This window comes from Paenimyroides baculatum (genome assembly GCF_008629655.1).
Taxonomy (GTDB): Bacteria; Bacteroidota; Bacteroidia; order Flavobacteriales; family Flavobacteriaceae; genus Flavobacterium; species Flavobacterium baculatum.
On sequence record NZ_VWSG01000020.1, the window covers coordinates 1 to 25,704 of the forward strand.

At 34.1% G+C, this 25,704-nt stretch carries 25 protein-coding genes and 1 pseudogene; 12 read left to right on the forward strand and 14 right to left on the reverse strand.

The genetic code is table 11. From position 1 onward, the window contains the following. Positions 1–188: 188 nt before the first annotated feature. Positions 189–947, reverse strand: a complete 759-nt coding sequence (locus tag F0460_RS15580) for a DUF4435 domain-containing protein (RefSeq protein ID WP_150014916.1) — start codon at positions 945–947, stop codon at positions 189–191. Next, complete coding sequence (locus F0460_RS15585; protein WP_150014919.1) at positions 947–1,954, reverse strand: AAA family ATPase; 1,008 nt, start codon at positions 1,952–1,954, stop codon at positions 947–949. The genes F0460_RS15580 and F0460_RS15585 overlap by 1 nt, the downstream gene beginning before the upstream one ends. 273 nt (positions 1,955–2,227) lie before the next feature. Here F0460_RS15585 and F0460_RS15590 point away from each other — a divergent pair, with 273 nt between their 5' ends. Both F0460_RS15590 and F0460_RS15595 read left to right on the forward strand, forming a co-directional pair. Next, positions 2,228–2,551 (forward strand): single-stranded DNA-binding protein, encoded by a 324-nt coding sequence (locus F0460_RS15590; RefSeq protein ID WP_150014922.1) that lies wholly within the window; start codon positions 2,228–2,230, stop codon positions 2,549–2,551. Positions 2,552–2,674: 123 nt separating this feature from the next. Next, positions 2,675–3,664: a hypothetical protein gene (locus F0460_RS15595; RefSeq protein ID WP_150014925.1), complete on the forward strand. Its 990-nt coding sequence runs from the start codon at positions 2,675–2,677 to the stop codon at positions 3,662–3,664. 16 nt (positions 3,665–3,680) lie between these two features. On the opposite strand, the gene F0460_RS15600 is transcribed toward F0460_RS15595, so the two are convergent. Beyond that, positions 3,681–4,307: a CatA-like O-acetyltransferase gene (locus F0460_RS15600; protein ID WP_150014928.1), complete on the reverse strand. Its 627-nt coding sequence runs from the start codon at positions 4,305–4,307 to the stop codon at positions 3,681–3,683. Further along, positions 4,304–4,999 (reverse strand): HAD family hydrolase, encoded by a 696-nt coding sequence (locus F0460_RS15605; protein WP_150014931.1) that lies wholly within the window; start codon positions 4,997–4,999, stop codon positions 4,304–4,306. The genes F0460_RS15600 and F0460_RS15605 overlap by 4 nt, the downstream gene beginning before the upstream one ends. A gap of 120 nt (positions 5,000–5,119) precedes the next feature. On the opposite strand from F0460_RS15605, the gene F0460_RS15610 reads away from it, so the two are divergent. The 7 genes from F0460_RS15610 to F0460_RS15640 all read left to right on the forward strand — a co-directional run bounded on the left by F0460_RS15610 (position 5,120) and on the right by F0460_RS15640 (position 10,257). After that, positions 5,120–5,302, forward strand: coding sequence for a hypothetical protein (locus F0460_RS15610; protein WP_150014933.1), 183 nt, complete (start codon positions 5,120–5,122; stop codon positions 5,300–5,302). Positions 5,303–5,399: 97 nt separating this feature from the next. Next, positions 5,400–5,972, forward strand: a complete 573-nt coding sequence (locus tag F0460_RS15615) for a hypothetical protein (RefSeq protein ID WP_150014936.1) — start codon at positions 5,400–5,402, stop codon at positions 5,970–5,972. A gap of 82 nt (positions 5,973–6,054) precedes the next feature. Further along, positions 6,055–7,482 (forward strand): amino acid permease, encoded by a 1,428-nt coding sequence (locus F0460_RS15620; protein WP_150014939.1) that lies wholly within the window; start codon positions 6,055–6,057, stop codon positions 7,480–7,482. A gap of 9 nt (positions 7,483–7,491) precedes the next feature. Beyond that, complete coding sequence (locus F0460_RS15625) at positions 7,492–7,956, forward strand: hypothetical protein (protein WP_150014942.1); 465 nt, start codon at positions 7,492–7,494, stop codon at positions 7,954–7,956. Positions 7,957–8,023: 67 nt separating this feature from the next. Further along, positions 8,024–8,302 carry a GNAT family N-acetyltransferase gene (locus F0460_RS15630; RefSeq protein ID WP_150014945.1) on the forward strand — a complete coding sequence of 93 codons (279 nt, stop codon included), beginning with the start codon at positions 8,024–8,026 and terminating at the stop codon, positions 8,300–8,302. 79 nt (positions 8,303–8,381) lie between these two features. Further along, positions 8,382–9,485: a DUF2891 domain-containing protein gene (locus F0460_RS15635; RefSeq protein ID WP_150014948.1), complete on the forward strand. Its 1,104-nt coding sequence runs from the start codon at positions 8,382–8,384 to the stop codon at positions 9,483–9,485. 46 nt (positions 9,486–9,531) lie between these two features. Then, positions 9,532–10,257, forward strand: coding sequence for a hypothetical protein (locus F0460_RS15640; RefSeq protein ID WP_150014951.1), 726 nt, complete (start codon positions 9,532–9,534; stop codon positions 10,255–10,257). A gap of 48 nt (positions 10,258–10,305) precedes the next feature. Here the strand turns inward: F0460_RS15640 and metG are convergent, their stop codons facing one another. The 6 genes and pseudogenes from metG to F0460_RS15670 all read right to left on the reverse strand — a co-directional run bounded on the left by metG (position 10,306) and on the right by F0460_RS15670 (position 19,355). Continuing rightward, a complete protein-coding gene (gene metG / locus F0460_RS15645; protein ID WP_150014954.1) occupies positions 10,306–12,366 on the reverse strand; it encodes a methionine--tRNA ligase in 2,061 nt (686 codons plus the stop codon). A gap of 67 nt (positions 12,367–12,433) precedes the next feature. After that, on the reverse strand, positions 12,434–13,258 hold the full coding sequence (locus tag F0460_RS15650; protein WP_223810838.1) for a hypothetical protein: 825 nt from the start codon (positions 13,256–13,258) through the stop codon (positions 12,434–12,436). Positions 13,259–13,340: 82 nt separating this feature from the next. Next, a pseudogene (locus tag F0460_RS16480) lies at positions 13,341–13,637 on the reverse strand (hypothetical protein); the annotation flags it as partial. A gap of 262 nt (positions 13,638–13,899) precedes the next feature. After that, positions 13,900–17,301 (reverse strand): hypothetical protein, encoded by a 3,402-nt coding sequence (locus tag F0460_RS15660; RefSeq protein ID WP_150014957.1) that lies wholly within the window; start codon positions 17,299–17,301, stop codon positions 13,900–13,902. 147 nt (positions 17,302–17,448) lie between these two features. Continuing rightward, positions 17,449–18,006 (reverse strand): hypothetical protein, encoded by a 558-nt coding sequence (locus F0460_RS15665; RefSeq protein ID WP_150014960.1) that lies wholly within the window; start codon positions 18,004–18,006, stop codon positions 17,449–17,451. Positions 18,007–18,101: 95 nt separating this feature from the next. Beyond that, entirely contained in the window at positions 18,102–19,355 is a 1,254-nt protein-coding gene (locus F0460_RS15670; RefSeq protein WP_150014963.1) for an aspartate kinase, read from the reverse strand. Between the two features lie 145 nt (positions 19,356–19,500). Here F0460_RS15670 and fbp point away from each other — a divergent pair, with 145 nt between their 5' ends. Further along, complete coding sequence (gene fbp / locus F0460_RS15675; protein ID WP_150014966.1) at positions 19,501–20,496, forward strand: class 1 fructose-bisphosphatase; 996 nt, start codon at positions 19,501–19,503, stop codon at positions 20,494–20,496. A gap of 16 nt (positions 20,497–20,512) precedes the next feature. Here fbp and F0460_RS15680 read toward each other — a convergent pair whose 3' ends face one another. Beyond that, positions 20,513–20,962 carry a tellurite resistance TerB family protein gene (locus F0460_RS15680; protein WP_150014969.1) on the reverse strand — a complete coding sequence of 150 codons (450 nt, stop codon included), beginning with the start codon at positions 20,960–20,962 and terminating at the stop codon, positions 20,513–20,515. Positions 20,963–21,187: 225 nt separating this feature from the next. Between F0460_RS15680 and F0460_RS15685 the strand changes: the two genes are divergently transcribed. Both F0460_RS15685 and F0460_RS15690 read left to right on the forward strand, forming a co-directional pair. Continuing rightward, positions 21,188–21,634: a deoxycytidylate deaminase gene (locus F0460_RS15685; RefSeq protein WP_150014972.1), complete on the forward strand. Its 447-nt coding sequence runs from the start codon at positions 21,188–21,190 to the stop codon at positions 21,632–21,634. Then, complete coding sequence (locus tag F0460_RS15690; protein ID WP_150014975.1) at positions 21,627–23,198, forward strand: S41 family peptidase; 1,572 nt, start codon at positions 21,627–21,629, stop codon at positions 23,196–23,198. The genes F0460_RS15685 and F0460_RS15690 overlap by 8 nt, the downstream gene beginning before the upstream one ends. 186 nt (positions 23,199–23,384) lie before the next feature. Here the strand turns inward: F0460_RS15690 and F0460_RS15695 are convergent, their stop codons facing one another. From F0460_RS15695 to F0460_RS15705, 3 genes are all read right to left on the reverse strand, one after another. Beyond that, a complete protein-coding gene (locus tag F0460_RS15695; RefSeq protein ID WP_091521039.1) occupies positions 23,385–23,666 on the reverse strand; it encodes a F0F1 ATP synthase subunit epsilon in 282 nt (93 codons plus the stop codon). 19 nt (positions 23,667–23,685) lie between these two features. Then, positions 23,686–25,197, reverse strand: a complete 1,512-nt coding sequence (gene atpD / locus F0460_RS15700) for a F0F1 ATP synthase subunit beta (RefSeq protein ID WP_150014978.1) — start codon at positions 25,195–25,197, stop codon at positions 23,686–23,688. 152 nt (positions 25,198–25,349) lie between these two features. Beyond that, positions 25,350–25,704: SIS domain-containing protein (locus F0460_RS15705; protein ID WP_150012326.1), on the reverse strand; the 355-nt coding region annotated here is incomplete at its 5' end.

Below are 25,704 nucleotides of genomic sequence, written 5' to 3' on the forward strand. Positions count from 1 at the left end.
ATAAAAAACAGTACAATTCAGAAAAGAAGACAATTCTACAACCAACAAAAATTAATAAATTTATAAACTAAACACTAAATTAGTTTTTATATTTAACTGTCTAATTTACTTTGAAGACGTACAATTAAAGAATAAAGTTTCAATTGATAACTTTAAATTAACTTTTTACCAATACTACGCAACAGAATTTATTTAAAAAAATCTTTTATTAATTCAATATTTTTAAATAAAATTTTATTTTCATTTGTTTTATCAATTTGTCGATAAATTAAATCGAATAATTGCTTTTTTGTAAACCTCACATTATTACTTCTTTGTTGAAAGATATATTCGAATATTTGGAATAAAAATTTTCCTCTAAGATACACGTGTGGGTAGTTATCAAATTTTTCTATTATAGAACTATCGATTTTTCGATAATCAAAATCTTTATAATCTTGCGTAATTATGTCAAGATTTTGCATGAAATTATCACTTAAAATACTTTTGTCTGCATAACTACAAGGCATACCATTCAAATAAAGATGAACTTGATAAGCGAACCATCTAGATAAGTTATTAATTAATGTTTCAAATTGTCCAAATTCATCATCATCAAAAAGACTTAATATGAATTCCTTTGAATCTTCAAATAGATCATTTTCAATGGAATATCCAGTTGTTGATATTAAAGTTTCATCTCTCTCAAATTCACAATCTTTAAATAACCATAAATCTGAATCACAAAAATATAAACATTTGGTATCAATTTCTTTCCGTCTTTTATACACCTCAATTAAATTGTTTCTTCCGTTCCATGGGAAAAAATCAATTATTTGATCTTTAATATCTTTTTCTATATATTCAAAAATTTGTTTATCATCTTGACCTTCAATAAGAACTGTATCTAAAGAACTTCTTTTTAATGTTTCAACAATGATATCCGGAGTTAAAATATTTTTATTCATTATAAGTTTGTTCCTCTATCATTATCAATTAATATTTCTTTAGAAGGATATTTTGAGTATATAAATGGTGAATGTGTGGCGATTATAAATTGATTGTTTTTTTCCTGTTTCAACAATATTGTAAATAATATTCTTTGCCAATCTGTATGTAAACTTAATTCAGGTTCATCTATGAAGATTATACAATTATCGAAAAAGAAATTATAGCACATAAAACTTAACATCTGTTTTTCTCCTGCAGATAATTTATCTGAAAGGATAGCAGTACTTTCTTCTCCAAAGAAAATTCTATTAAATCTAATGGATTTTTCTTTAAACACTTGTTTAACAAATGAATCTAATAAAGTAAATGGCTTCAAATACTCCTCTCTAGATTTATTGTTTTTTTTGATAACATTTCTAATTTCACCAAGAGTTTCTTTTTCCTTGTCATTGCTTCTTGCAACTAATTCTAAAATTTCACGGGACTGTTGGTTTTCAATATTTCTAATTTTAAATGAAATATCTGCATATTTTTTACTAATTAAATTTTCAATATCATCTGTAGAAATAGATGTAATAAAGCGATGATTTTGTTGACTTAGTGATTCTGAAATTTCCTCTAATGATTCTCTAAGACTATTGTTTCTAAATCCTCTCCTGTTTCTTTCAATATTGAAACCACCTTCAATTCGTCTGAATGTTGGAAAAAATAGTGAAGACTTAAAAATTTCAAGATGTTTAAAATGGATGTCAATTTCATCATGATAAAAATCTCTCTCGAGCAATTCATTTAATTTACTATTATAGATTTTTATGTTAATTGTTTTTTCTAAATCCCTTTTTTTAAAGTTCACTTGATAATAACTATCATCGAAAGAGGTTATTTTAGCGAATTCAACGTCAACTTCATTATATAATTTTTCAAAGTTGAAGCTTATTAAATACCACATCAATTTCATCAATGTAGTTTTTCCGCATCCATTTTTTCCAGTTAGTATGTTTATATCTTCATTGAAGTAATAGATATTCGATTTACTATTATTTAGATTGGTAAATTCTAGTTTTTTTTATCATTTCTATAAGGTTGTTTAGAATAATTTTCAATAGTGCCCAAATATACTAAAGTTTTATATATGTTAAAAATATAAAAAACTATGTGGTATAAAGGTTAAATAATACTTGCGCATTCGACAACAAACGCTTACAATCGACTATAAATGATTAACAACCGAATAAAATTTGGAAGCTGTTGCAACTTTGTGCCAGATAATTATTTAATCATTTAAAATTTAAACGCCATGAGTACATTAAGAAACAGTGTTCGTCTTGTAGGAAGAGTAGGTAACACACCAGAAACAAAAACTTTTGACAATGGTACAAAAGTAACTTTATCGTTAGCAACCAGCGATTTTTATTACAACGATAAAAAAGAAAAAATAGAAACCACCCAATGGCACAATATTGTTGCGTGGGGCAAAACCGCAGAGCTGATTCAGAAATACGTAGAAAAAGGGAAGGAAATTGCCGTTGAAGGTAAATTAACTTATCGCACCTACGAAGACAAAGAAGGTATAAAGCGTAGCATTACCGAAATTGTTATCAACGAAGTATTGTTCTTCTAAAAATTAAAATCCCGATGCATCGGGATTTTTTTTATATTCACGAAAATTCGCAGATCCAGACGGACATATTATCGTTTGCAGAGAAATTGAAATGATTTTCTTATATTGTTAAAAATCACATTTATGAAAATAAAAAACTATTTTATTCTACTAGTTTGCCTTATAAACTGTTTTACAGCCCAAAGTCAATTATTTCTTATGTATGATGGTTTAAATCCCAATGATAATTATTTTGATTTGCCAAAATATAGTTTAGAATATAATCAAAAAATAAAAGAGAAATTATATGAAGGCTTGGAAGAAGATTTTCATATAAGAATGTTGGTTCGTCCATCTTTTGATGCCGAATATATTTTTCAAGTTGACAGGGATATTAGAAATTATGAAGCTGATAGTTTTGTAGCTCGTTTTCAAAAAACAAAATCTAATTTATGGTATGCTGAAGAAAATTATCAAAAAGTAAACATAAAAAAATATCAAGCACATATTAATAAGGAAGATGCAGAATTGTTAACAAACGCATTTGTTAAATTATTGAAAACTACAAGATATGAACGAAGTGATTTTGATATTTATGATGGAACAAACTATTTATTGAGTGCTTTTGAATATGGTCCCGGCATTGTAAGTGGCAATGTAAAATCGCCACGCGATAATGAAATTAAAGCTGTTGTTGATGTTGTTGAAAATTTAATAAATCAAACAAAATCAAAAAGAAATATTAAGCTTTCTGAAGAAGCAAAAAGTACACTTAAGAACATTATCAAACATATAGAAAAGAATCCAACTTCAGCTGATTACGAATTAATGAGCAGAATAGTTAAGGTGATTGAAAATAACAAAGAAAGTTACTGTTCAAAATTAACTGAAAGTAATCGGCTTCACGTAGAAGATGCTTTGCAAGTAATACAAGATCCAAAGCAGTTTGCTTATTACAATTTTGACAAATCTACCTTGAAAAACTTTATTGAAGGTATTGAAGAGGAATTTGTTGAATTTAATACTTTTGACGAAGATAGTAAGAATGAAATGTTGAAAAATGGATATGAAATAGAAAAAGAAGAGAACATTAAAAACAACATTTTCCAACTTATTCTAAAGGAGTTTGATTAATATCAAAATAATAATTCTACTCATTCAAAACATCTTGAAACAAATCAAAAAATCGACCCATATCAATACCATCAACCAAACCGTGATGTGCAAATAAGGCAACATTAAAAAACTTTCTGTCGTTTTTATCAATCATTTTACCAATAGAAACTTTTGGCGAACTATCGAGATGTTTAAATCCGCGCGCATGCGTTAACGAGGTGAAATTCACCCAAGGAATAGCCGAAAAATGAATAATGTTATCGCCGTAATCGTCTTTTGTAAGTAAAGTGTCGGTTTGTTGTACTCGTGCTATTTCCTTTTTTACCGATTCTCGAAAAACAGTAAAATCGTTATGATAGATAATATGTGAAAATCCAAACGTTTCGTTTTCCTTTAAAACTGTAGATGAAGCATCGATACGATCATGCTGAAAGACTTTTCCGTTATCAATTCGCAACTTAAAAGCCGGCAATTCATTAATGGTTTTCAACGTAGCATACAAATAGTAGATAAAAAACGATGTTTTTAATTCTTTGCCTTTTTTGTAGGCTTGCGTTACATCCATTTCAACGGTTAGTCCGTAAAAAGGTTCGTCCATTGCCGAGAAAAATTCAAAATGACTTTTTCGTTTCCAGGTATCTAAATTAATTTCCGTTTTCATAAATCCAATAAAGTCATAAGTTCACTTGTTTTTTCAACGCTGTAAAAATTATTGTGCACAATTTCATGGTCAATGCGTTCGTGTGCCCAAGTAGTGTGAAAAGGTACGTGTACGGCAGTTCCGCCAATATTTAAAACCGGCAAAACATCAGACTTTAGCGAGTTTCCGATCATTAAAAAATTTTCAGGTTCAATTTCTAAACGTTTCAAAAGCTTTTCGTAATCTAATTCTTCCTTTTCAACCATCACTTCGATATGATGAAAATACGCACCCAAACCCGATAAATGCAACTTGCGGTGCTGGTCTTTTAAATCGCCTTTTGTAGCAACAACCAATTTGTACTTTCCGTGTAACTGCTGTAAAGTTTCTTCAATTCCGTCTAACAAAACAACAGGTTTTGTCAATAAGTCCTTACCAATTTCAATGATTTTTTCCATTACTTTGGTCGATACCGTGTGGTTTGAAACCTCGTAAGCCGTTTGAACCATCGATAAAATGTATCCTTTAACGCCGTAACCGTACAAAGGTAAATTGTTTATCTGGGTTTGAAACAGTGCCTGCGCCAAACTCTGTTTCGATAAATAATCGCTCATTAAAGCACAAAATTTTTCTTCGGCTTCGTCAAAATAAGGTTCGTTAATAAACAGCGTATCGTCTGCATCAAAAGCAATTACTTGGATGTTTTCAATCATTTTGTGAAAGTTTCCTCAAAGATAAAACCTATAAATTTTTAATCGTTCAAAATTGGTGTTTTTGTTAAAAAAAATCGAACAATAATTAAATTTTGTACATTTAATAGAAAAAGAGAAACTATGAAAAATGTAATTAAACAAGAAATGCAGCAGCTAAATTACGAAGATATAGCTGCTTTGGTAACCACAGGTGCAGCGGCAGGTATTGCCGTAACAAAAATTACAGGGCATTCAAAATCATTGGGTGCGGCTGTTGGCGTTGGCTTAAGTATGTTGTTTTACGGAATTTTAAAAAGAATTTAGTCTTTTTTAAGTCATTTGTAATTCTGTTACATTCAATTGATTGAGGTATTTAAATTTTAATTATATTTAACCCTAATTTAGTAAAAATCAGTTGTGTATGATGGGTTTTAAAAATTTGGTACTAATGTTAGGTGGATCATTATGTGCATGGATGTGTGGATGCGGCGAAGATGATGATTATGTTCCATCTGAACCAGAAAATATGGTGTCAGTATTAATTGTTGATGATTTAACCAATAATTTCGAGGGCGGAGAAGTTTATCATTATAATGAACATTATCCAACGTATAATTTAACGGTTGAAAATGTTCCTCCAGCTGATGTTGGATATATTAAGGTTCATTATACCGAAGGAAATCAGTTGATTTATCATGCAACGCAGGTTTTCATGGGCAGTGGCGAAATAATTGTTCCAAACCCGATAATGCCACCGCAAGATTTTGGTCGAGTTTTAACCGAAGATTTTATGGCATTACCAAATGATGCTGTTGAATTAACAAACGCACCATCGCCAACTGGTAAAGCACAGGAAAAATGGGCACAGATTCAGAATTTGGAAGTTGTTCGTTACGCCCTGCAAAACAGCAATGGTAAAGTACATTATTTTAAGCAAGTATTCGATTCAGGTGTGGTTGAAAACGCCAAATGGATCTTCATAGTAAAAAATTAAGGTTGCCAAGTGCAGCCTTTTTTATTGATTTTCTAAAATAAACTTTTATTTTAGCAGTTAAAACAAACTAAAACTTTCAACTTTGGAACAAACAACTACAGACAACACCTTAAAACGCGGGTTGTCTAACCGCCATATTCAGCTAATTGCATTGGGTGGAGCTATTGGTACCGGCTTATTTTTAGGAATTGGACCGGCAGCCGTTTTAGCAGGACCATCGGTTATTTTTGGATATGCCTTTGCAGGAATCATTGCCTTTTTTATTATGCGCCAGTTGGGAGAAATGGTGGTAGAAGAGCCTGTTTCGGGATCTTTTTCGCATTTTGCCTATAAATATTGGGGTTCGTTTGCGGGTTATGCTTCGGGTTGGAACTATTGGATTTTGTACATTTTGGTTTCTATGGCAGAATTAACCGCCATTGGAAAGTATGTGCAGTTTTGGTGGCCCGATATTCCGTTGTGGGTTTCTAGTTTATTTTTCTTTGTAACCATAACCGCTTTAAATTTAGGATCGGTAAAAATGTTTGGCGAAGCCGAATTTTGGTTCTCCATTATTAAAGTAGTTGCTATTTTGGCAATGATTGTTTTTGGAACGTATTTATTGATTTCAGGAACGGGTGGCGAACAGGCAAGTATATCAAACCTGACAAATAATGGCGGATTTTTCCCGAAAGGCTGGTTTGAAAAAACAGAAAGCGGTTATCAAGGATTGCTCTCGGTCATGGCGATTATTATGTTCTCATTCGGAGGATTGGAATTGATTGGAATTACAGCTGCCGAAGCCGAAAATCCGGAGAAAAATATTCCAAAAGCAACCAATCAGGTTATTTATAGAATTTTGATTTTTTACGTGGGCGCCTTAATCATCCTTTTTTCGCTTTCACCTTGGGCAACTATTACTACAGAAACCAGCCCGTTTGTAACGGTTTTTGATAATTTAAAAGGTTTGCATTTTAACGTGTTTGGAACCGATGTTTCAGGAACAAACCTAATTGCAAATGTGCTGAATTTAATTGTTTTAACAGCAGCTTTATCAGTTTATAACTCATCGGTTTACAGCAACAGCCGTATGTTATATGGTTTAGCAGAACAAGGCAACGCACCAAAATTTGTAATGCATCTTAATAAAAGCGCTGTGCCAACACGTGCCATTATTGTATCGAGCTGTTTTGCAGGTTTGTGTATCATTATTAACAAATTTATGCCCGATGAAGCTTTTAAAATACTAATGTCGTTAGTGGTTTCATGTTTAATTATTAACTGGATCATGATTTCGTTTACACATTTAAAATTTAGAAAGTTTAAAGATCAGGCAAATATCAAAACGAAGTTTCCGTCTATAATATATCCAATTTCAAATTATATCTGTATTGTGTTTTTATTGGCAATTTTAGCAATTATGAGTATTACGGGTATGCATGTTTCGGTAATTTTAATTCCGGTTTGGTTGATTATTCTGTTTGTGACATATCAAATTGTTCAAAAAAACAAGCAGAAAAAAGCTGTTTAGCAGTAAATTATGAAGACACGTATAGATAAAACTATTCCTTCATTCAGTATGGTTTATGGAATGTTTTTTATTTTATTATTCTTGTTTTCTTTTAATTTGAATCAAATAACGATTTCCATATTTTGGCTTTTTTTAGGTGTTTTAATCATGCTTTTTAGCCTATGGAGAATAGGAACCTTTCTAATTATTGATGATAAACTTATAAAATCAAGTTTCTTGTGTTTGTATAAGAAAACGATCAACTTGAAGGATTCATTTACTTATAATAAGAAGATCGTAAACATGAATCATTTTAATAATCCTCTGAATATTATTAAATGGTTTTCAAATGATAACAAGTATTTTATATTTAGAAAAGTCAGTATTGTAACACAAAATGGTCGGAAAATCACTATTGATGAAAGATCAATTAAAAAAGAAGACTTTAATATTCTTTACAAAACTATTAAAAGCTATAAAAAACATCAATCTTAATATAGCTTAACAATTGTTGCCAAAGTATTTTATAATTTTAAAGAACGAACATAAAACTAAAATGGTTATGGAAATCAATCACAGAAAAGAAGAAAATAAAGGTGCTTTTATTGCAACTGAAAACGGAGCAAAAGCAGGTGAAATGACTTACAGTAAAGCGGGCGATACATTAATTATTATAGATCATACCGAAGTTGATTCCTCATTTGGTGGTCAAGGAGTTGGAAAAAAGATGGTTTTAGCAGCTGTTGATTTCGCTCGAGAAAACAACATTAAGATTTTGCCTTTATGTCCGTTTGCTAAAGCAGCATTCGATAAAGATGCAACTATTCAAGATGTACTTTAAGCATTAAAAATATTTGAAAGCAGTTCTTCGGAACTGCTTTTTTTGTTTATTCTCATTATATTTATAAAAATTTCGATACATGAAACAGCTTTTCTCTTCATTATTTATTTGTGTTCTTTTGATGATATCTTGCAAAAAAGATATTGCGGAAACCACAATTCAGCCAGATCACAATCAAAAAGCATTAAAATTAGAATTGGCTGAAGCGCAAAAAATCATCGCACTTCCGCTGCATTGTTTAGAGGTTGAATATCCGAATAAATTGGGACAGGTTTTAAAATCATCAGATGAATTGAAATCACCAAAACAATTACGTCCAATTTTTTACGGTTGTTTCGATTGGCATTCGTCGGCACACGGATATTGGTCGGTTGTAAAATTAGTGAAGCAATTTCCGGAATTAGATCAGGATAAAACGATCGATCAATTACTTACAAAAGTATTTACTGATGAAAATGTAGCGATAGAAAAAGCTTTTTTCGATCAACCACACAACAAAACATTCGAAAGAACTTACGGTTGGGCGTGGTTTTTCAAGTTACAAGAAGAATTATATACCTGGAAAGACAATCCGAAAGCGCAGCAATGGTATAAAACGTTACAACCGTTAGAGAATGTTTTTGTAGAACGATATTTGGAGTATCTGCCAAAATTAAATTACCCGATTAGAACCGGAACGCACGACAATACGGCTTTTGGTATGGCGTTGAGTTTGGAATACGCACAAACGGTTGGCAATACGAAATTAAAAGATGCGATTACCGCAAAAGCTAAAGAATTATACACGAACGATGCCAATTGCCCAATTACTTACGAACCAAGCGGTCACGACTTTTTATCGCCTTGTTTGCAGGAAGCGTGGTTAATGAGCAAAGTGTTGCCCCAAACCGATTATAAAGCGTGGTTACAGAAATTTTTGCCACAATTGTTTGATAAGAAATTTGATTTGGAGGTTGGTAAGGTTTCCGATAGAACCGATGGACATTTGGTGCATTTAGAAGGATTGAACTTTAGCAGAGCAACCTGTTTGTTTCAAATTGCCAAAGTGCTGCCTGAACTGAATCATTTAAAACCCATTGCCGAAAAACATTTTAACGCTGCTTTTCCAAACATATCAAACGATGATTATATGGGAAGCCATTGGTTGGGAAGTTTTGCGTTGCAAGCATTGGATGCGCAGTAGATTAATATTAGTTAAGTTGAACTTATTTCAGTAAAATAATGACAAAATGAAATCCATTTATTATCTCGTTTTACTTTTTTCTATTGTAAGTTGTTGTAGAACTACTGTTGTTAAGGAAGAAGTTGTAACAGAAACTAAGAATATATATACTTATCTTGAACAAAAAACAGATAGTATGCATAATGTATTAAATAATCGAATTATTGATCCTGATTATATTATTTTAGTGGATAATGATACGGTTCTATTAGATAAGTTTATAATTAAGCCTTTCCTTACAAATGAAGGTTTAAGTATTAAATTGAATGATAACTTAATTAAAACTTATGAATTTAAAACTTTAAATCAAGCCGAAAATGGATTTGTTGAACTTAGTTTTGCAAGTAATTTAAAGAAAGTAAAGTATTATAAAAATGATCAATTGATGATTTTTGAATTGAATTCATTTCCATGTACAGGTTTAGGATGTTTAATTGAATTTCACTTAATTTACGATTTAAAAAGTAAAAAAATACATCCTTTTGGAATGTTCAGAAATTATGAAGGTAATTTATATCGTTTTCCAAATTTAACAGAACCCTATTATCTGTCTAAGTCGTATGAAGGAGATTTGAATGCAGGTGAGTTTAAATACGAATATACCTTTTTTAAAATTTCAGAAGAGAATTCAGAATTTGTAAATAAAAATAATGTAACACAATCTATCTCAATTGAATATCAAGATTATATACCAACTAAAATTAATTTATCTAAATTTAACTTATTAGATTAAAATGTAAAAAGCCACTAAAAAAAGTGGCCTTTTTAAAATATAATGAAATTATCCTATCGTTGCGCCGTTATAAACTCCAGCTTCATCAGGGTTTACAAACACCAATTTACCTTCTTTCGTTTCGGTTAGTAACAGCATTCCTTCGCTGTTCACGCCACGTAAAGCTCTTGGAGCAAGATTTACTAAAACGGTAACTTGTTTGCCAATTACTTCTTCTGGAGTAAAATGTTCGGCAATTCCTGAAACAATGGTACGCACATCGATACCTGTATCAACTTTTAAAACCAATAATTTATTAGCTTTCGGCATTTTTTCGGCTTCAATAATTGTTCCTACACGTAAATCAATCTTTGCGAAATCTTCGAATTGTGCGGTTTCTTTTTGAGGTTCTGCCGTTTTTGCTTCGGCTGCATTTGCCAATTTTGTAGCTTCCAATTTATCAATCTGTTTTTGAATTTCTTCGTCTTCAATTTTCGCAAATAATAACTCTGCCTGGCCAATCTGGTGACCCGTCGCAATTAAATCTGATGTTTCTGCAACTTGGTTCCAAGTAATTGGTTCAACAATATTCAGCATGTTTTTAAGTTTCGCAGCAGAAAATGGTAAGAACGGTTCAGCCAATGTAGATAATGCAGCAGCAATTTGCAATGCCACATACATTTGTGTTTTCACACGCTCTTCATCGGTTTTAATCAGTTTCCAAGGCTCTTCATCAGCTAAATATTTATTTCCTAAACGTGCCACATTCATTAATTCGCCCAATGCCTCGCGGAAACGGTAACGCTCAATTGAACTTTCAATTACTGCCGGATACGCCTTTAATTCAGCCAGCGTTCTCTCATCAACTTCATTAAAAGCATTTGGCGCAGGAATAATTCCGTTGTAATATTTATTGGTTAAAACCACCACGCGGTTGATAAAATTTCCAAAAATTGCAACCAATTCGTTGTTGTTTCTAGCCTGAAAATCTTTCCAAGTAAAATCGTTGTCTTTGGTTTCTGGCGCATTTGCCGTTAAAGCGTAACGCAAAACGTCTTGCTTTTCAGGGAAATCGATCAAATATTCATTCAACCAAACTGCCCAGTTTTTAGAAGTCGATAATTTATTTCCTTCTAAATTCAAGAACTCGTTTGCAGGCACGTTATCAGGTAAAATATAGCTGCCTTCTGCCTTCAACATTGCCGGAAAAATAATACAGTGAAATACAATATTATCTTTCCCAATAAAATGAACCAGTTTTGTGTCTTGATCTTTCCAATAAGGTTCCCAGTCTTTTCCTTCGCGGGCAGCCCATTCTTTGGTCGATGAAATATAACCAATAGGCGCATCAAACCAAACGTACAGTTTTTTGCCTTCGGCACCATCAACAGGCACATCAATTCCCCAATCTAAATCACGGGTAACTGCTCGTGGTTTCAAACCATCGTCTAACCACGATTTTACTTGTCCGTAAACATTCGGTTTCCAATCGTTTTTATGACCTTCAATAATCCATTCACGCAAAAAAGTATCGTACTGATCTAAAGGTAAAAACCAGTGTTTGGTTTCTCTTAAAATCGGCGTTGAACCTGTTATGGTTGATTTTGGATTGATTAAATCGGTTGCGTTTAACGAGGTTCCGCACTTTTCGCATTGATCGCCATATGCACCTTCGCTGTTACATTTAGGGCATGTTCCGGTTACGAAACGATCTGCCAAAAACTGATCTGCTTCGGCATCGTACAATTGTTCGGTAACTTCTTCGATAAACTTGCCTTCATCATACAATTTTCTAAAGAAATCAGAAGCGGTATCATGATGGATTTTAGCCGAAGTACGCGAATAATTATCGAACGAAATTCCAAATTCCTGAAAAGAATCGCTAATGATTTTGTTGTATTTATCGATGACTTCTTGCGGAGAAATACCTTCTTTTTTGGCTTTCATTGAAATTGCAACTCCGTGCTCATCGGATCCGCAGATAAAAGCAACATCTTTGTTTTGCAGGCGTAAAAAACGAGCGTAAATATCGGCAGGAACGTAAACGCCCGCCAAATGCCCAATATGTATAGGTCCGTTGGTGTAAGGCAAAGCCGCTGTAACGGTATATCGTTTAGGATTTTGAATCATGACTGTATGGTTTTCAGCCTACAAAAATAGTGAAAAACCTACAGAGTTTTGTATGAATTAAAAGAAACTACCAATCTGTTACCAGTAAATTTTTAGCAGCTTTTTCTGAACATTTTTGAAATTTGGAATATGCTTTTGCGGCTCGGCTTCTTATTTGCTGGTTATCTTCATTATTGACATATCCGGTAATTGCATCGTGTATAACGTAAGCTTCAGGAGCCATTAAATTTGTTGACCAAACCAAAGGATTTACGTTTGAATTTGATAAATGTGGAGAAAAGAAACGTTTGCTGTAACAAGCCAGAATAATTACATCTCTTTTTTTGTCATCAGTATTTTTAAAAGATTCTGAAAGTTGAAAATCCATTAATCCATCATGACCAATGTAAGATACTAAACTGGAATTGCCCGAAATACCAATAGTTTCGTTATTGATGTTTAAGGTGTCTTTAATAATTCCCGAGCTGCTTTTTAAAAAGTCAACGGTGCATTCTTTGATATATTTTCCATCATACGCATCGGCTATCAAATAATAATCTTTTGATGTATGCTTAAAAATAATTCGTTCTAATACTAAATTACTTATGTTTTTTTCAGATTTTAAAAACTTCCACTCTTTACTTTTTTTAAAGTACGATCTAATTCCGTAAGCGCAACCCCAATATAAATTATTGTCGGGATCTTGCCCGTAACCAATTTTTGTTGGCACCGGAACAATTCCTTGGTATTTGTTATCACAAAGCGCTACAAAAATATGAATGGTTTTACTTTTACCTTCAAAAGAAACAGCCGTGTTTTCTGGTTCGTTATTTGTTTCAACATCAGAAATTAATTTACTCTTCTCTTTACAAGAAAAAAGAAATAGTGATATAATTAACAGTAGTGTTTTCATTGTTTTTTTTCTATACTAAAATAACAAAAAAACCTGCAAGATTTAAAATCTTACAGGTTTTATATTTAATGCTAAACTGTTATTATGGTAATGGTTGACCAACCGATACATCGCAACGGTGACCTGGTTGCCCGTGTGCTGGGTTTGGTTTTCCTTTCATTCCCGGAGCTGTTTCTTGTTTAGGCATTTGCTGTTGTGGCGCTGCTTGTTGTTGTGCAGGAGCTTGAGCTTGTGCGTTTCCGCCTAAAAAGCCACCTTGACTTGCCGGAGCTGAAGTCGGCGCTGCTTGTTGTTGTGCTCCTTGTCCTGGAGGCGAGTTTAATGGTGCTCCTACAGGAATATCGCAACGGTGACCTGGTTGTCCGTGTGCCGGATTCATCCCTGTTGACGTTTTTGTGTCAGCTGTATTTGTAGTTGCTGCTGCTCCATGATCGTGGTCGTGACCTTCACCTGGTGCATGATTATGACCCGCATGCGGATCTACCGGAGCGGCGTCTGTTGTAGTTGTTGTTTCTGTTGTTGTAGTAGGTTCTGCTTTTTTATCGTTGCAAGAAACCAAACCTAATGCAGCAAATAATGCAATAATTGTTATTTTTTTCATGATTTTTGATCTATTAAAGTAACAAATATAAACATTTTGTTTAAAAAAACGCACGCAATTGAATACTTCCTGTGTGAATGGTTTTTGCGGTTTCGCTGGTTCTGCCCTGATAACTTATGTTGGCATCTAAATACTTGGTTAAATTACGCTGAAACAACAATCGCCATGTAATATTTTTACCGGGCTGTAAACCTTCCAGCATCTGATAAGCCACAGCCGACAAAGGATTGCCTACGAATTTGTTGTAGTAAAGCGAAAATTCTCCGTTCAATGTAAATTTCTGCGAAGTACTCCAGTTAAAAGCCGTTCCAATGCGGTGTTGTTGCAACGTTTCCAAATCGCCTTGAACATTTTCTTTATCCTTCCATTCATAAAATAATTCCACTCGGGCATTTTGCGAAAACAGATAACTGATTCGGGGATTAATGCTTAAATTATTCAGCAGGTAATTTTTAGATCCGTAGTTTTCCGAAACACTTTCAACCCGATCAAATTTATTGGTTAACTGCGCCAGCCACCACTTGTTCAATAAATGTTGAAACTGTATCTGATGCGTGGTAATTTTATTATCTAAACTTCCAAAATTCATCAGGTTTTTTGCCCGATTGTTTATTAACGAATAAATGGTAGTGTATTTTTGTTTCCCACGGTTGAAATAAATCGAATTACGAATGTTTGAATTTTCTGCCACCAGTTCATCAGACGAAGATCCGAAAGGATTCCATGCAATTCCGTTTCCATCTCTCAAAATACTTCGATCGATAATAAAAGACGACTGCAAATGAAACTGACTGGCAAATTTTTTAAAGCCGCTTTCGTTCTGCCAAATGCTGAAATTGAAATTAAAAACCTGCGTTAGTTTGGTTTGATGCGTTTTTACAAAACTCTGATTCGGCAAAAACATCCGCACATATTCAGCCAGATCGGGATAAGGCGCAATTTCAAACTCTTCCAATTCCTGAATTCCGTTGCCGTTATAATCGTTCCACATGTGCGTTCCCAAACCGGGATCAACCTTAATATAAGTAAATTCCTGCTGCGCCACAGCTCCCGATGAGGTTTCGTAAATAGTATTGGTTTGTATCAGATTTTTTAAATAGCGATCGTTGTAGGTAATGCGCGAATTCAATGTAGGTTCCACCAAGCCGGTATCGGTATATTTTAATCGACGGTAATTTGCGTAAACAGACAAATCGCTAGTCTGGGTTTTAAAAAGCTGTGATTTTACATAAAACGAATGCGCGTTTGAAACATTTCGCAATACATTATTCTGCAACGAATCGTTCACACGGAATTTATAACCAATTTCTACATAGGTTTTCAAGGTATCGCCACGACCTACGAACGCATCAATTTGCGCATATTTTTGTGATAAGGTTTGAAACTGCTGTGTAGCAACATCTTTTACCTGATAATTTTCCAAATCTAAACGCGAACCTGCCCAATTTTTATCTTTTGTGTAAACTGCTTGAGTTTTGCTTCGAACAAAATTGGTGTTGTAAACGCTGCCTTTTGCCGATAAAAAACTGGTGTTGGTATTTAGGTTGAAGTTTTTGTACAGATAATTACCAATCAAAGATTGTTTGTGCCCAATGTAGCTGTTTGTGTATTCTAATCGGCTGTATTGATAAGTGAAAAAACTATTGTCGTTCGGCGAAACTTTAGATCCGAAAGTCAGTAACGATTGATTTCCGAAAGTGTTTGAAACATTCCAATCCCGATCAAATTCAATAGAATACAAGCGTTCAATGGTCTTGAAGTTTTCTGTTACCAACTGCACATTCCCAAAAACGTCGACCTTCCATTTATTGTTTAAAACCCTATGCGTGGCATTAACATTGGCGGCAATTCCTTGATTATCTTCATCGTCAATGGGCGAAAATAGGTTTTGGTCGTGGTTGCTAAATCCAAATTCAAAATCTACCTGCGTAAAATCTTTCGGTTTGTATTGTCCCATAACGGTTGCCAAAGTCAAACGCGTAGGTGCAATCAATTGAATCAACGGTTCATAATCGCCTTGATTTAATCCATCTACAGGTTCAATAAATTCATAAATTTTACCAACGCCCGAAGAGTTTGCTAAACGATAATTTCCGTTGCTTGGACCCACATAACTGAACGAAACCATGTACAACGTATCGGTTGGCGTGTTAGAATACTGATAGAACTCGTATCCGTTTTGGTTGACTTTTTTGTACAGTGTTTTATTTTCTGAATAAGTGTCGGGATACGCAGACGGAGCCATCATTAGAGCCAAACTGTCGCCGGCTTGCTTTAGAATATCGACTTGTTCTTTGTTTAGATTTTGCTGTACAGGCTGATTTTTTATATCGGTTTCGGTATAAACATATCCGGCAATATTCCATTTTTCGCGTTCATGTTTAATGCCGCCATAACCCAAAAATCGAGCATAATTTCTGTCGGTATATTGATACTCCACCGCAATACGCATTTCAGCAGTAATTGGGAAAAGCGTTGTAAACCGAATTTCACCCGAATTGTAATCAATCACATAATCGTTCTGTTCGCCTCGGGTTAATTTTCGACCGTTGACATACACCGATTCCGACCCCGAAATAATCAGAATATACAATTGATTGTTGCTGCCTTTTAATTTGTACGGACCTTGATTTCCTTCTTGACCAACAAATTCGCTTTTTGCATATTGCCCGCGAACCAAAGCAGCTGCGGTTTCAATGGTGGTTTTGCTTTTATCGTTTCCAAATTTTACGGTGCCCGAAATTCCCTGAACTTTTTTATTGAAATTCAAAAAGCGGGAAGTTCTATTTTCTAAAAACAAATCTCCGGCTTTAATACTCCAGTTGGTCGAGAACAATTCCATAAAAATCTGATCAAACTCATCCATTTTTTGTGAATATCCGCCATTTTGCAAAGGAACGTTACTGTCTTGCAGCGATGCGCGAATTTGAACTTTATCTGATAAATTTCCGACAATCTGTAAATCCAGATTGGAATTTGTTACCAGATTTTGATTGTTACCTACGGTAATTCCTCTAGAAATACTTCCGTTAGTATTCAATCCTTCAAAAGGTGTAAATGTTGTTGTCTGTTTTTCGGGAACCGAGAAAATATACGCGCCTTCTTTATTTGGAACGATACGTTTGGTATCATACAAAGCATAGGTTCGGGTTAAAAAATCGGGATAATTTAAAAAGGAAACGTTTAAGGTATCTTGCATCGGTTTGGTAAATGTAAGGGTTGCCTTGTTGTAATCTACCGTGTAATTTGCGGTATCTAAATCGATTCCCTGATTGTTGACAATCTTAAAATAGGTGTTGTTTAGTGCAACGCTATCTAAATGAACCGTTGTGGTTAAAGAGTCGGTTATGATTTTTTTTGATTTGTACAGCGAATTTGTTTCCTGTGCATGAGCAAAAGAAAAAATTAAAAAACACCATACAAAACAAAAAAACTGTTTCATGTAAGTTATAACTTCAAAACATCAAAAATAGTGTATTTTTCTTGTAGAAAGTTTATGGTTTGAGTGATATGATGTTTTCAAGATTCGAATAAATAAAAAAGTCTGCATCATTTTAAACAATACAGACTTTTTTGAATAGTGTTTTTATTAAAAAGTATAACCTAGTTTAACGCCTGCTTTAAACACGAAGTTGTCAAAGTATTGGTTGTCAATATCGCCTTTGCCTTTCACTTCCCATTTCCAGTTGAAACCAACCGATGGATCTAAACTTAAATTTTTAGTAAGCTGAATTTTGTAACCAACGTTCGGGTTAATGATACTCCAATAACTGTACTTTCCTTCAAAATTCTGACCGTTGATTGTTTCATCGAATTTAATTTGTCCGTGCGTAATAAAGTTTTCTCCGTAAAATCCTTGGCGAACACCTTTCTTAAAATAATTACGTGTTCCTAATTCAACAACAAAACCTTGTCCGGTTGTTTTAAGGTTGTTTTCGTCTAATTCCATCTGTCCGTATCCAACATTTAAAATCCATGAAGAATGACGTTCGTCTAATTTGGTGTCCTTAGCAAATTCCATACTTACACCGTATTGGGTTGGTTCAGAAAAATTGTAGTTTGCAGAAACAGTTACAACATCTTTTTGTTGATCTTGGGCAAAAGCACTTGTAGAGATTAGGGCTAAAAGGTAAATAATTCTTTTCATGATTATTGTGTTTTTAAATTTGTTAACGCAAGCCAAATAGTGTGCCAAAAAAATCTTAAAAACAAAAAAGCCACTAATTTTAGCAACTTCAATTATTATTCTTTCGTTACAATTTGAATGGTTTCGCGGTTAACCTGCTGTAACAAAACGGTTTTGTCGGCAATTACTTTTTGTGCGTCGTTGCTGGTAAAATGACGAATTGTGTACAGTGAAACATTTTCGTTGTAAGTTATACTAAAGTTTTTTGCAAGATCTTCAAAAATATGATCGAAGTTTGCAAACTTATCTTCCACGCAAACCGTAAAACTAATAGCAGAGTTCTGAATAACGTTCACTTTTATATGCTGCTCTGCAAACAATTTAAAAATATCGCTTACCTGATGTTCCATTACAAATGAAAAATCTTTAGATGAAATAGAAATAAGCAGTTGGTTTTTCTTAACTATAAAACACGCGGTTTGAGGTTCTAATCCGGCACCTTTTGATACCGATGTTCCCGGCAACGTTGGATTTACGAACGATTTTACATACAAAGGAATTTCTTTGCGCTGCAACGGCTGTAAGGTTTTCGGGTGAATGACCGATGCACCGTAAAAAGCTAATTCTATAGCTTCGTGATATGATATTTTATTCAACAGAACGGTGTCTTCAAAATAACGTGGATCGGCATTTAAAACGCCCGGAACATCTTTCCAAATCGTTACGCTTTCGGCATTCAAACAATACGCAAAAATTGCTGCCGAATAATCAGATCCTTCTCTGCCCAAAGTAACCGAAAAATTATTGGCATCCGATCCTATAAAACCTTGTGTAATGTACAGTTTTTGGTCCTTAAGCTGGTTGGTAATATTTTCTTCGGTTGCTTTCCAATCAACGATAGCATCGCGATAAGTGGTATCGGTTTTTACTAAATTTCGAGCATCAATCCAAGTGTTTTCTATCTGCTGATCGTTCAAAAAATAACTTAAAACAGTAGTTGCAATAATTTCTCCGTATGATACAATCTGATCATAAACAAAATTATAATTAGGTGATTTGTTGTTCGCTAAAAAAAGTTCCATTTCGGTAAACAAAGCAGAAATTTGATCAAAAATCAAATGATTTTTATCTGTAAACAGATCTTCACTAATATCTAAATGATAGTTTTTTACAGCGTCAATACAATTTTTAAGCTCGGTAGGTTTCTTAAAATAAGCATTTACAACATCTTCTAAAGCATTTGTTGTTTTGCCCATAGCCGATGCAATAATTAAACTATCGGTAAAACCAACGGTTTTTAAAACGTGTAAAACGTTGCGAATTGCCTGCGGATCTTTAATTGATGCCCCTCCGAATTTAAATACCTTCATACGATTAACTTAAAAATATTTTGTTTGCCTAAAGCAAAAGTAGCGAACCATTTTCTTAACACAATACCTATTTTTAAAAATGTGAAAAGAAATAGATTCGTATCTACATTTTACCGATATTTGTACCACTTTTTTATACACAATTATGGAACAAAGATTTATTACGTTAGGCGAATTTATAATTAAAAAACAAGAGCATTTTGCGTATTCTTCGGGGGAATTGTCTCGTTTGATGAACTCCATTCGTTTGGCTTCAAAAATTGTGGCTCAAAAGGTAAATCAGGCAGGTTTGGTTGATATTACCGGAGCATTTGGCAGTGAAAATATTCAGGGCGAAGAGCAACAAAAGCTGGATGTTTTTGCAAATGATGTTTTTATTCAAACCTTAATTAACCGTGAAATTGTTTGTGGAATTGCATCGGAAGAAAACGACGAGTTTATTACCATTTCAGGTCCTAATAACTGCAATAGTAATAAATATGTTTTATTAATGGATCCTTTAGACGGATCATCGAATATCGACGTGAATGTTTCGGTAGGAACGATTTTTTCTGTTTACCGTAGAATTTCAGAAGTTGGAACGCCGGTAACTCAAGCCGATTTCCTTCAAAAAGGAATTAACCAAGTAGCGGCAGGTTACGTAATTTACGGATCTTCTACAATGTTGGTTTATACAACAGGTAACGGTGTAAACGGTTTTACGTTAGATCCATCGTTGGGAACGTTCTTTTTATCGCATCCTGATATGAAAATCAGCGAAGACGGAGGAATATTCTCTGTAAACGAAGGAAATTTCAATCAGTTTGAACAAGGCGTGAAAGATTACTTGGATTTTTGTAAAGACGATACTTCTAAAAAACCTTACAGCGCGCGTTACATTGGTAGTTTGGTTGCCGATGTTCACAGAAATATTTTAAAAGGCGGAATTTATATGTATCCGGGAACGGTTTCAAAACCAAACGGAAAACTGCGTTTATTGTACGAATGCAACCCTTTTGCAATGATTATTGAACAGGCTGGCGGAAAAGCAACCGACGGTCACCAGCGTATTTTAGAAATTGAACCTACAGAACTGCACCAACGCGTGCCTATTTTCTGCGGAAGTAAAAATATGGTAGAAAAACTTGAGAGTTTTCTATAAGCAAAAAGCGAGTTTTTTAACTCGCTTTTTTATTTACATTTTTAATATATACATCCATTTCCCGTTTAAAATCGTCTAGGTTATATTCCATAACCAACAAGCTTAAAGATTTATCTGTAATAGATGCGATGTCACCTACAAAGCCTAAAGCCGAAGTGAATTTTCGTAAAGTCGCTTTTTGCTCTGGTCCTAAAATATGATTTATAAAAACCATTCGCGCCAAATCGTACAAACGCTCAATACGTTGTTCCTGCAAATAAGGCGGATTTACGGGATAACCATTCGGGTTTTTTAAAATAGCTCTGTAATCTTCTTCGCTTATATCTAATTTATTTGCTAAAGCATCAATAAACTCACGTTCTGTTTTAGTGTATTCTCCGTCATTATAAGCCACCCTTACAATAGATGCAAAGTGCCCTTTATTTCTTTCCTTGAAACCACTGTCATAAATATCCTGATATAACATAACCGTCTGTTTTATTATTAATCTTTAAAATTAACAAAAAAATAATCATATCAAAACATTTTGGTTTAAATTGTGATTTTTTTATCAAATTTTAAAATCAAAATTTTTTTTCGTTTTTTTTACAGAATTATATCAATTTTAAACTATTTAATATTGTTTTTATGTAATTTTGCACTACCGAATTTTTGTTAAAAAAATTGTAATATTTTCCTTGTTTTCAATTCTATGAATGAACATGCAAAGTTGAATAAATACGACAAAGCCTACTTAAAAATTGCAAAAGAGTGGGGACAGTTGTCTTATTGTCAGCGTAAAAAAGTTGGTGCCATTATCGTTAAAGATAAAATGATTATATCTGACGGATATAACGGCACGCCTTCTGGTTTTGAAAATTGTTGTGAAGACGAAGACGGTAAAACAAAATGGTACGTGCTTCATGCCGAAGCAAATGCCATATTAAAAGTAGCAAAATCTACACAATCTTGTGATAATGCTACTTTATACATAACAATGAGTCCGTGCAGAGATTGCAGTAAATTAATACATCAGTCGGGCATTGTACGCGTTGTTTATCAAAATAGTTATAAAGATTTAGCTGGTATTGAATTTTTAAAGAGAGCTGGAGTAGAAGTGGTTCAGATAGAGGATATAAGCTCTTTGTTGTATGAATAAGAAGAATTATTTGTGGCCTTTAATAACAATGGGGTCTTTAGCGGCAGGTATTGTTTTAGGCGGTTTTTTTACTAAAAACGGCGCACCCTTTTCTGTTAAAGATGATAAAGGTCGTGTGAAGTTGAACAAACTGATCGATTTAATTGAACAGGAATATGTTGACAATGTAAATACCGATTCTATAATCGATATGACAGTGAACAATATTTTGGCGCAGTTAGATCCGCATTCTATTTATATTTCAAAGTCAGAATTTGATGAGGTTCAAAACGTAATGAAAGGTTCTTTTGTGGGAATCGGTATCAATTATCATGTTTTGAACGATACCTTGGCGGTTGTTAAACCTTTACCGGGCGGTCCGTCTGATAAAGCTGGCTTAAAAGCTGGCGACCGTATTTTGTACGCAGAGAAAGTTCAGCTGTATAACCAAGGTTTGTCAAACGATTCTATCATCAATTTGTTGAAAGGAAACGCCGGATCTAAAGCCTTACTTAAAGTTTACAGAAAATCGACCAATAAATTTTTCGATGTTGAAATAACCCGTGGCGAAGTTCCGTTGAAAAGCGTTGATGTTGCCATTAAAGTGAACGATCATACCGGATACATCAAGATTAATCGTTTTGCAGAAACTACTTATACCGAATTTAAAGCCGGATTAGAATCGTTGCTGAAACAAGGCATTGATGAACTTGTTTTAGATTTACGTGAAAACGGCGGTGGTTATATGGAACCCGCGATACAGATTGCTGACGATTTCTTAAAAGGAAATGAGGTCATTGTGAAAACAGTGAACAAAAAAGGGAACGTAAAAATTACTAAAGCATCAAACAAAGGATTATTTACCGATAAAAAGCTGTACGTTTTAATTAACGAAAATTCAGCCTCGGCAAGTGAAATTATTGCAGGTGCTATTCAAGATAATGATCGCGGAACAATTGTCGGAAGAAGATCTTACGGAAAAGGTTTGGTACAGCGTGAAATGTATTTGGGCGATGGATCTGCCGTTCGTTTGACTACAGCTCGTTATTACACGCCTTCGGGTAGATCGATCCAAAAACCTTATGCAGAAGGTTTAGATGAATATAACAGTGATTTAAGCAACAGATTTAAGTCGGGCGAGCTGTATTCCAAAGACAGTATTCATCTGGCTGATAGTTTAAAGTTTAAAACTACTGGCGGAAGAACGGTTTATGGTGGTGGTGGTATTGTGCCCGATGTTTTTATTCCGTTGAAGAATAAGCACGGCGAAGATGCGATTCAGCTTTTAATGAAAACGTCGTTGGTAAGTTACTACGTTTTTGAAGAGATCGAAAGCGAGCGAGCATATTTACAGCGTTTAACGCCTAAACAATTGGCGGATCGTATCTATAAAGATCCTAAATATTTTAACGACTTAAAAGCGCATTTAAAAACCAGCGGCTTGACTTTTAATTTAGATCGACACAAACCTAATATTATGTTTTATCTGGTTGCAGAATACGTGCATCAACTGTACGATGACAATGCGTATTACAACTGGATTCTTCAACAAGATAGTATGATACAAAAAATAAACACCTTGTAGTAAGGTGTTTTTTTGTGCCTGTTTTATTCAAAGTTAGTAAGCTTATTATTTCCTGCAAGGTTTTCTTAACCTTGTAGGTTTTGTTGTTGTTTATTGTAATATATAGCTACAAGGTTTTTAAACCTTGCAGCAGATCATCAAATCTATATAAACAAAAAAACCAACTCATTTGAGTTGGTTTTCTATTTAATTTGCTAAGATATTTATCTTGTTATCTTTTAATTCAAGTGTTCCCGATTTAATTGGCAAATAATAAGTGTTATTGTCAATCTTTTCAAATCGGTTTTCAAATTGTGGTTCAAACTGTAAGTTAGTACCTGCGATTTTAATTCTTCCTTCAACTAATAAAGAAACAATTGGCGCGTGGTTGCTTAACATTTGAAACTCACCATTGATTCCAGGAACAGACACTGCGGTAACTTGACCTTTGAATAGTGTAGCCTCTGGTGAAACAATTTCTAAAATCATAATAAATTGTTTTATGTGATTATGCTTCAGCTAACATTTTTTGACCAGCTTCAATTGCATCTTCAATTGAACCTTTTAAGTTGAATGCTGCTTCTGGTAAATGATCTAATTCACCATCGATAATCATGTTAAATCCTTTAATTGTTTCTTTAATATCAACCAATACACCAGGAATACCTGTAAACTGCTCTGCTACGTGGAAAGGTTGTGATAAGAAACGTTGTACACGACGTGCGCGGTGAACGGCTAATTTATCAGCTTCTGATAATTCTTCCATACCTAAGATCGCAATAATGTCTTGTAACTCTTTATATTTTTGTAAGATTTCTTTTACGCGTTGTGCACAAGCATAGTGCTCTTTACCTAAAATTTCCGGTGTTAAGATACGTGAAGTAGAATCTAATGGATCTACCGCTGGGTAAATACCTAATTCAGAAATTTTACGAGACAATACAGTTGTTGCATCTAAATGGGCAAATGTTGTAGCAGGTGCCGGATCCGTTAAGTCATCCGCAGGAACGTAAACCGCCTGTACCGATGTAATAGATCCTGTTTTTGTAGATGTAATACGCTCTTGCATTGCACCCATTTCTGTTGCTAAAGTTGGTTGGTAACCTACTGCAGAAGGCATACGACCTAATAATGCAGATACTTCAGAACCAGCTTGTGTAAAACGGAAGATGTTGTCAACGAAGAACAATACGTCTTTACCTTGACCATCACCAGCTCCGTCACGGAAATATTCAGCAATTGTTAAACCAGATAAAGCTACACGAGCACGTGCACCAGGCGGTTCGTTCATTTGTCCGAATACGAAAGTTGCTTTAGAATCCATCATTCCGGCTTTATCAACTTTAGATAAATCCCATCCTCCATTTTCCATAGAGTGCATGAAATCGTCACCATATTTAATAATACCAGACTCTAACATCTCACGTAATAAATCGTTTCCTTCACGAGTACGCTCACCAACACCAGCAAATACAGATAAACCTCCGTGACCTTTTGCGATATTGTTGATTAACTCTTGAATTAATACGGTTTTACCTACACCGGCACCACCAAATAAACCAATTTTACCACCTTTTGCATAAGGTTCGATCAAATCGATTACTTTGATACCTGTAAATAAAACTTCTGATGATGTTGATAAATCTTCGAATTTTGGAGCAGGACGGTGAATTGGTAAACCATTTTCACCTGTTTTTGGTAAAGCTTCCAATCCGTCGATAGGATCACCTACCACGTTGAATAAACGACCGAAAACTTCTTTACCAATTGGCATTTGTATAGGCGAACCTAAAGAAATAACGGTTGTTCCACGGCTTAAACCGTCGGTAGAATCCATAGAGATTGTACGTACGGTATCTTCACCAACGTGCGATTGAACTTCTAAAACTAATTTTGATCCATCGGCTTTAGTAACTTCTAATGAATCGTAAATTTTCGGTAATGCAGCAGATGTAGTATCAAAAACTACGTCAACTACTGGTCCGATAATTTGTGCAACTTTTCCTGTAACTTTAGACATTGCTTATGTATTTATTTAACAGCTAATTATCAATTGTGAAAAAACGACTTTTTTCGATGTGCAAAGATAGTTTTTTTTTGTAATAATAAATAGCCCTAATTAATATTTTCTATAAAAAATGACGAACCCTGTTTGTGCTCGTCATTTTTAAATTATTCTACTGTAACCGATTTGGCTAAATTCCTTGGTTGATCTACGTTTGTACCTCTTAAAACAGCTACATGGTAAGACAGTAACTGTAATGGAATGGTGGCAATAATAGATGTTAACGCTTCGGTTGAATTTGGCATTTCGATGATATGATCGGCAAGATTTTTAACTTGTTCGTCACCTTTTGATACCAATGCAATGATTTTTCCGCTACGTGCTTTAATCTCCTGAATATTACTCACAACCTTATCGTAATGATTTTGTTGTGGTGCAATTACAATAACCGGCATGTTTTCATCAATCAAAGCAATTGGTCCGTGTTTCATTTCGGCAGCCGGATATCCTTCTGCGTGTATG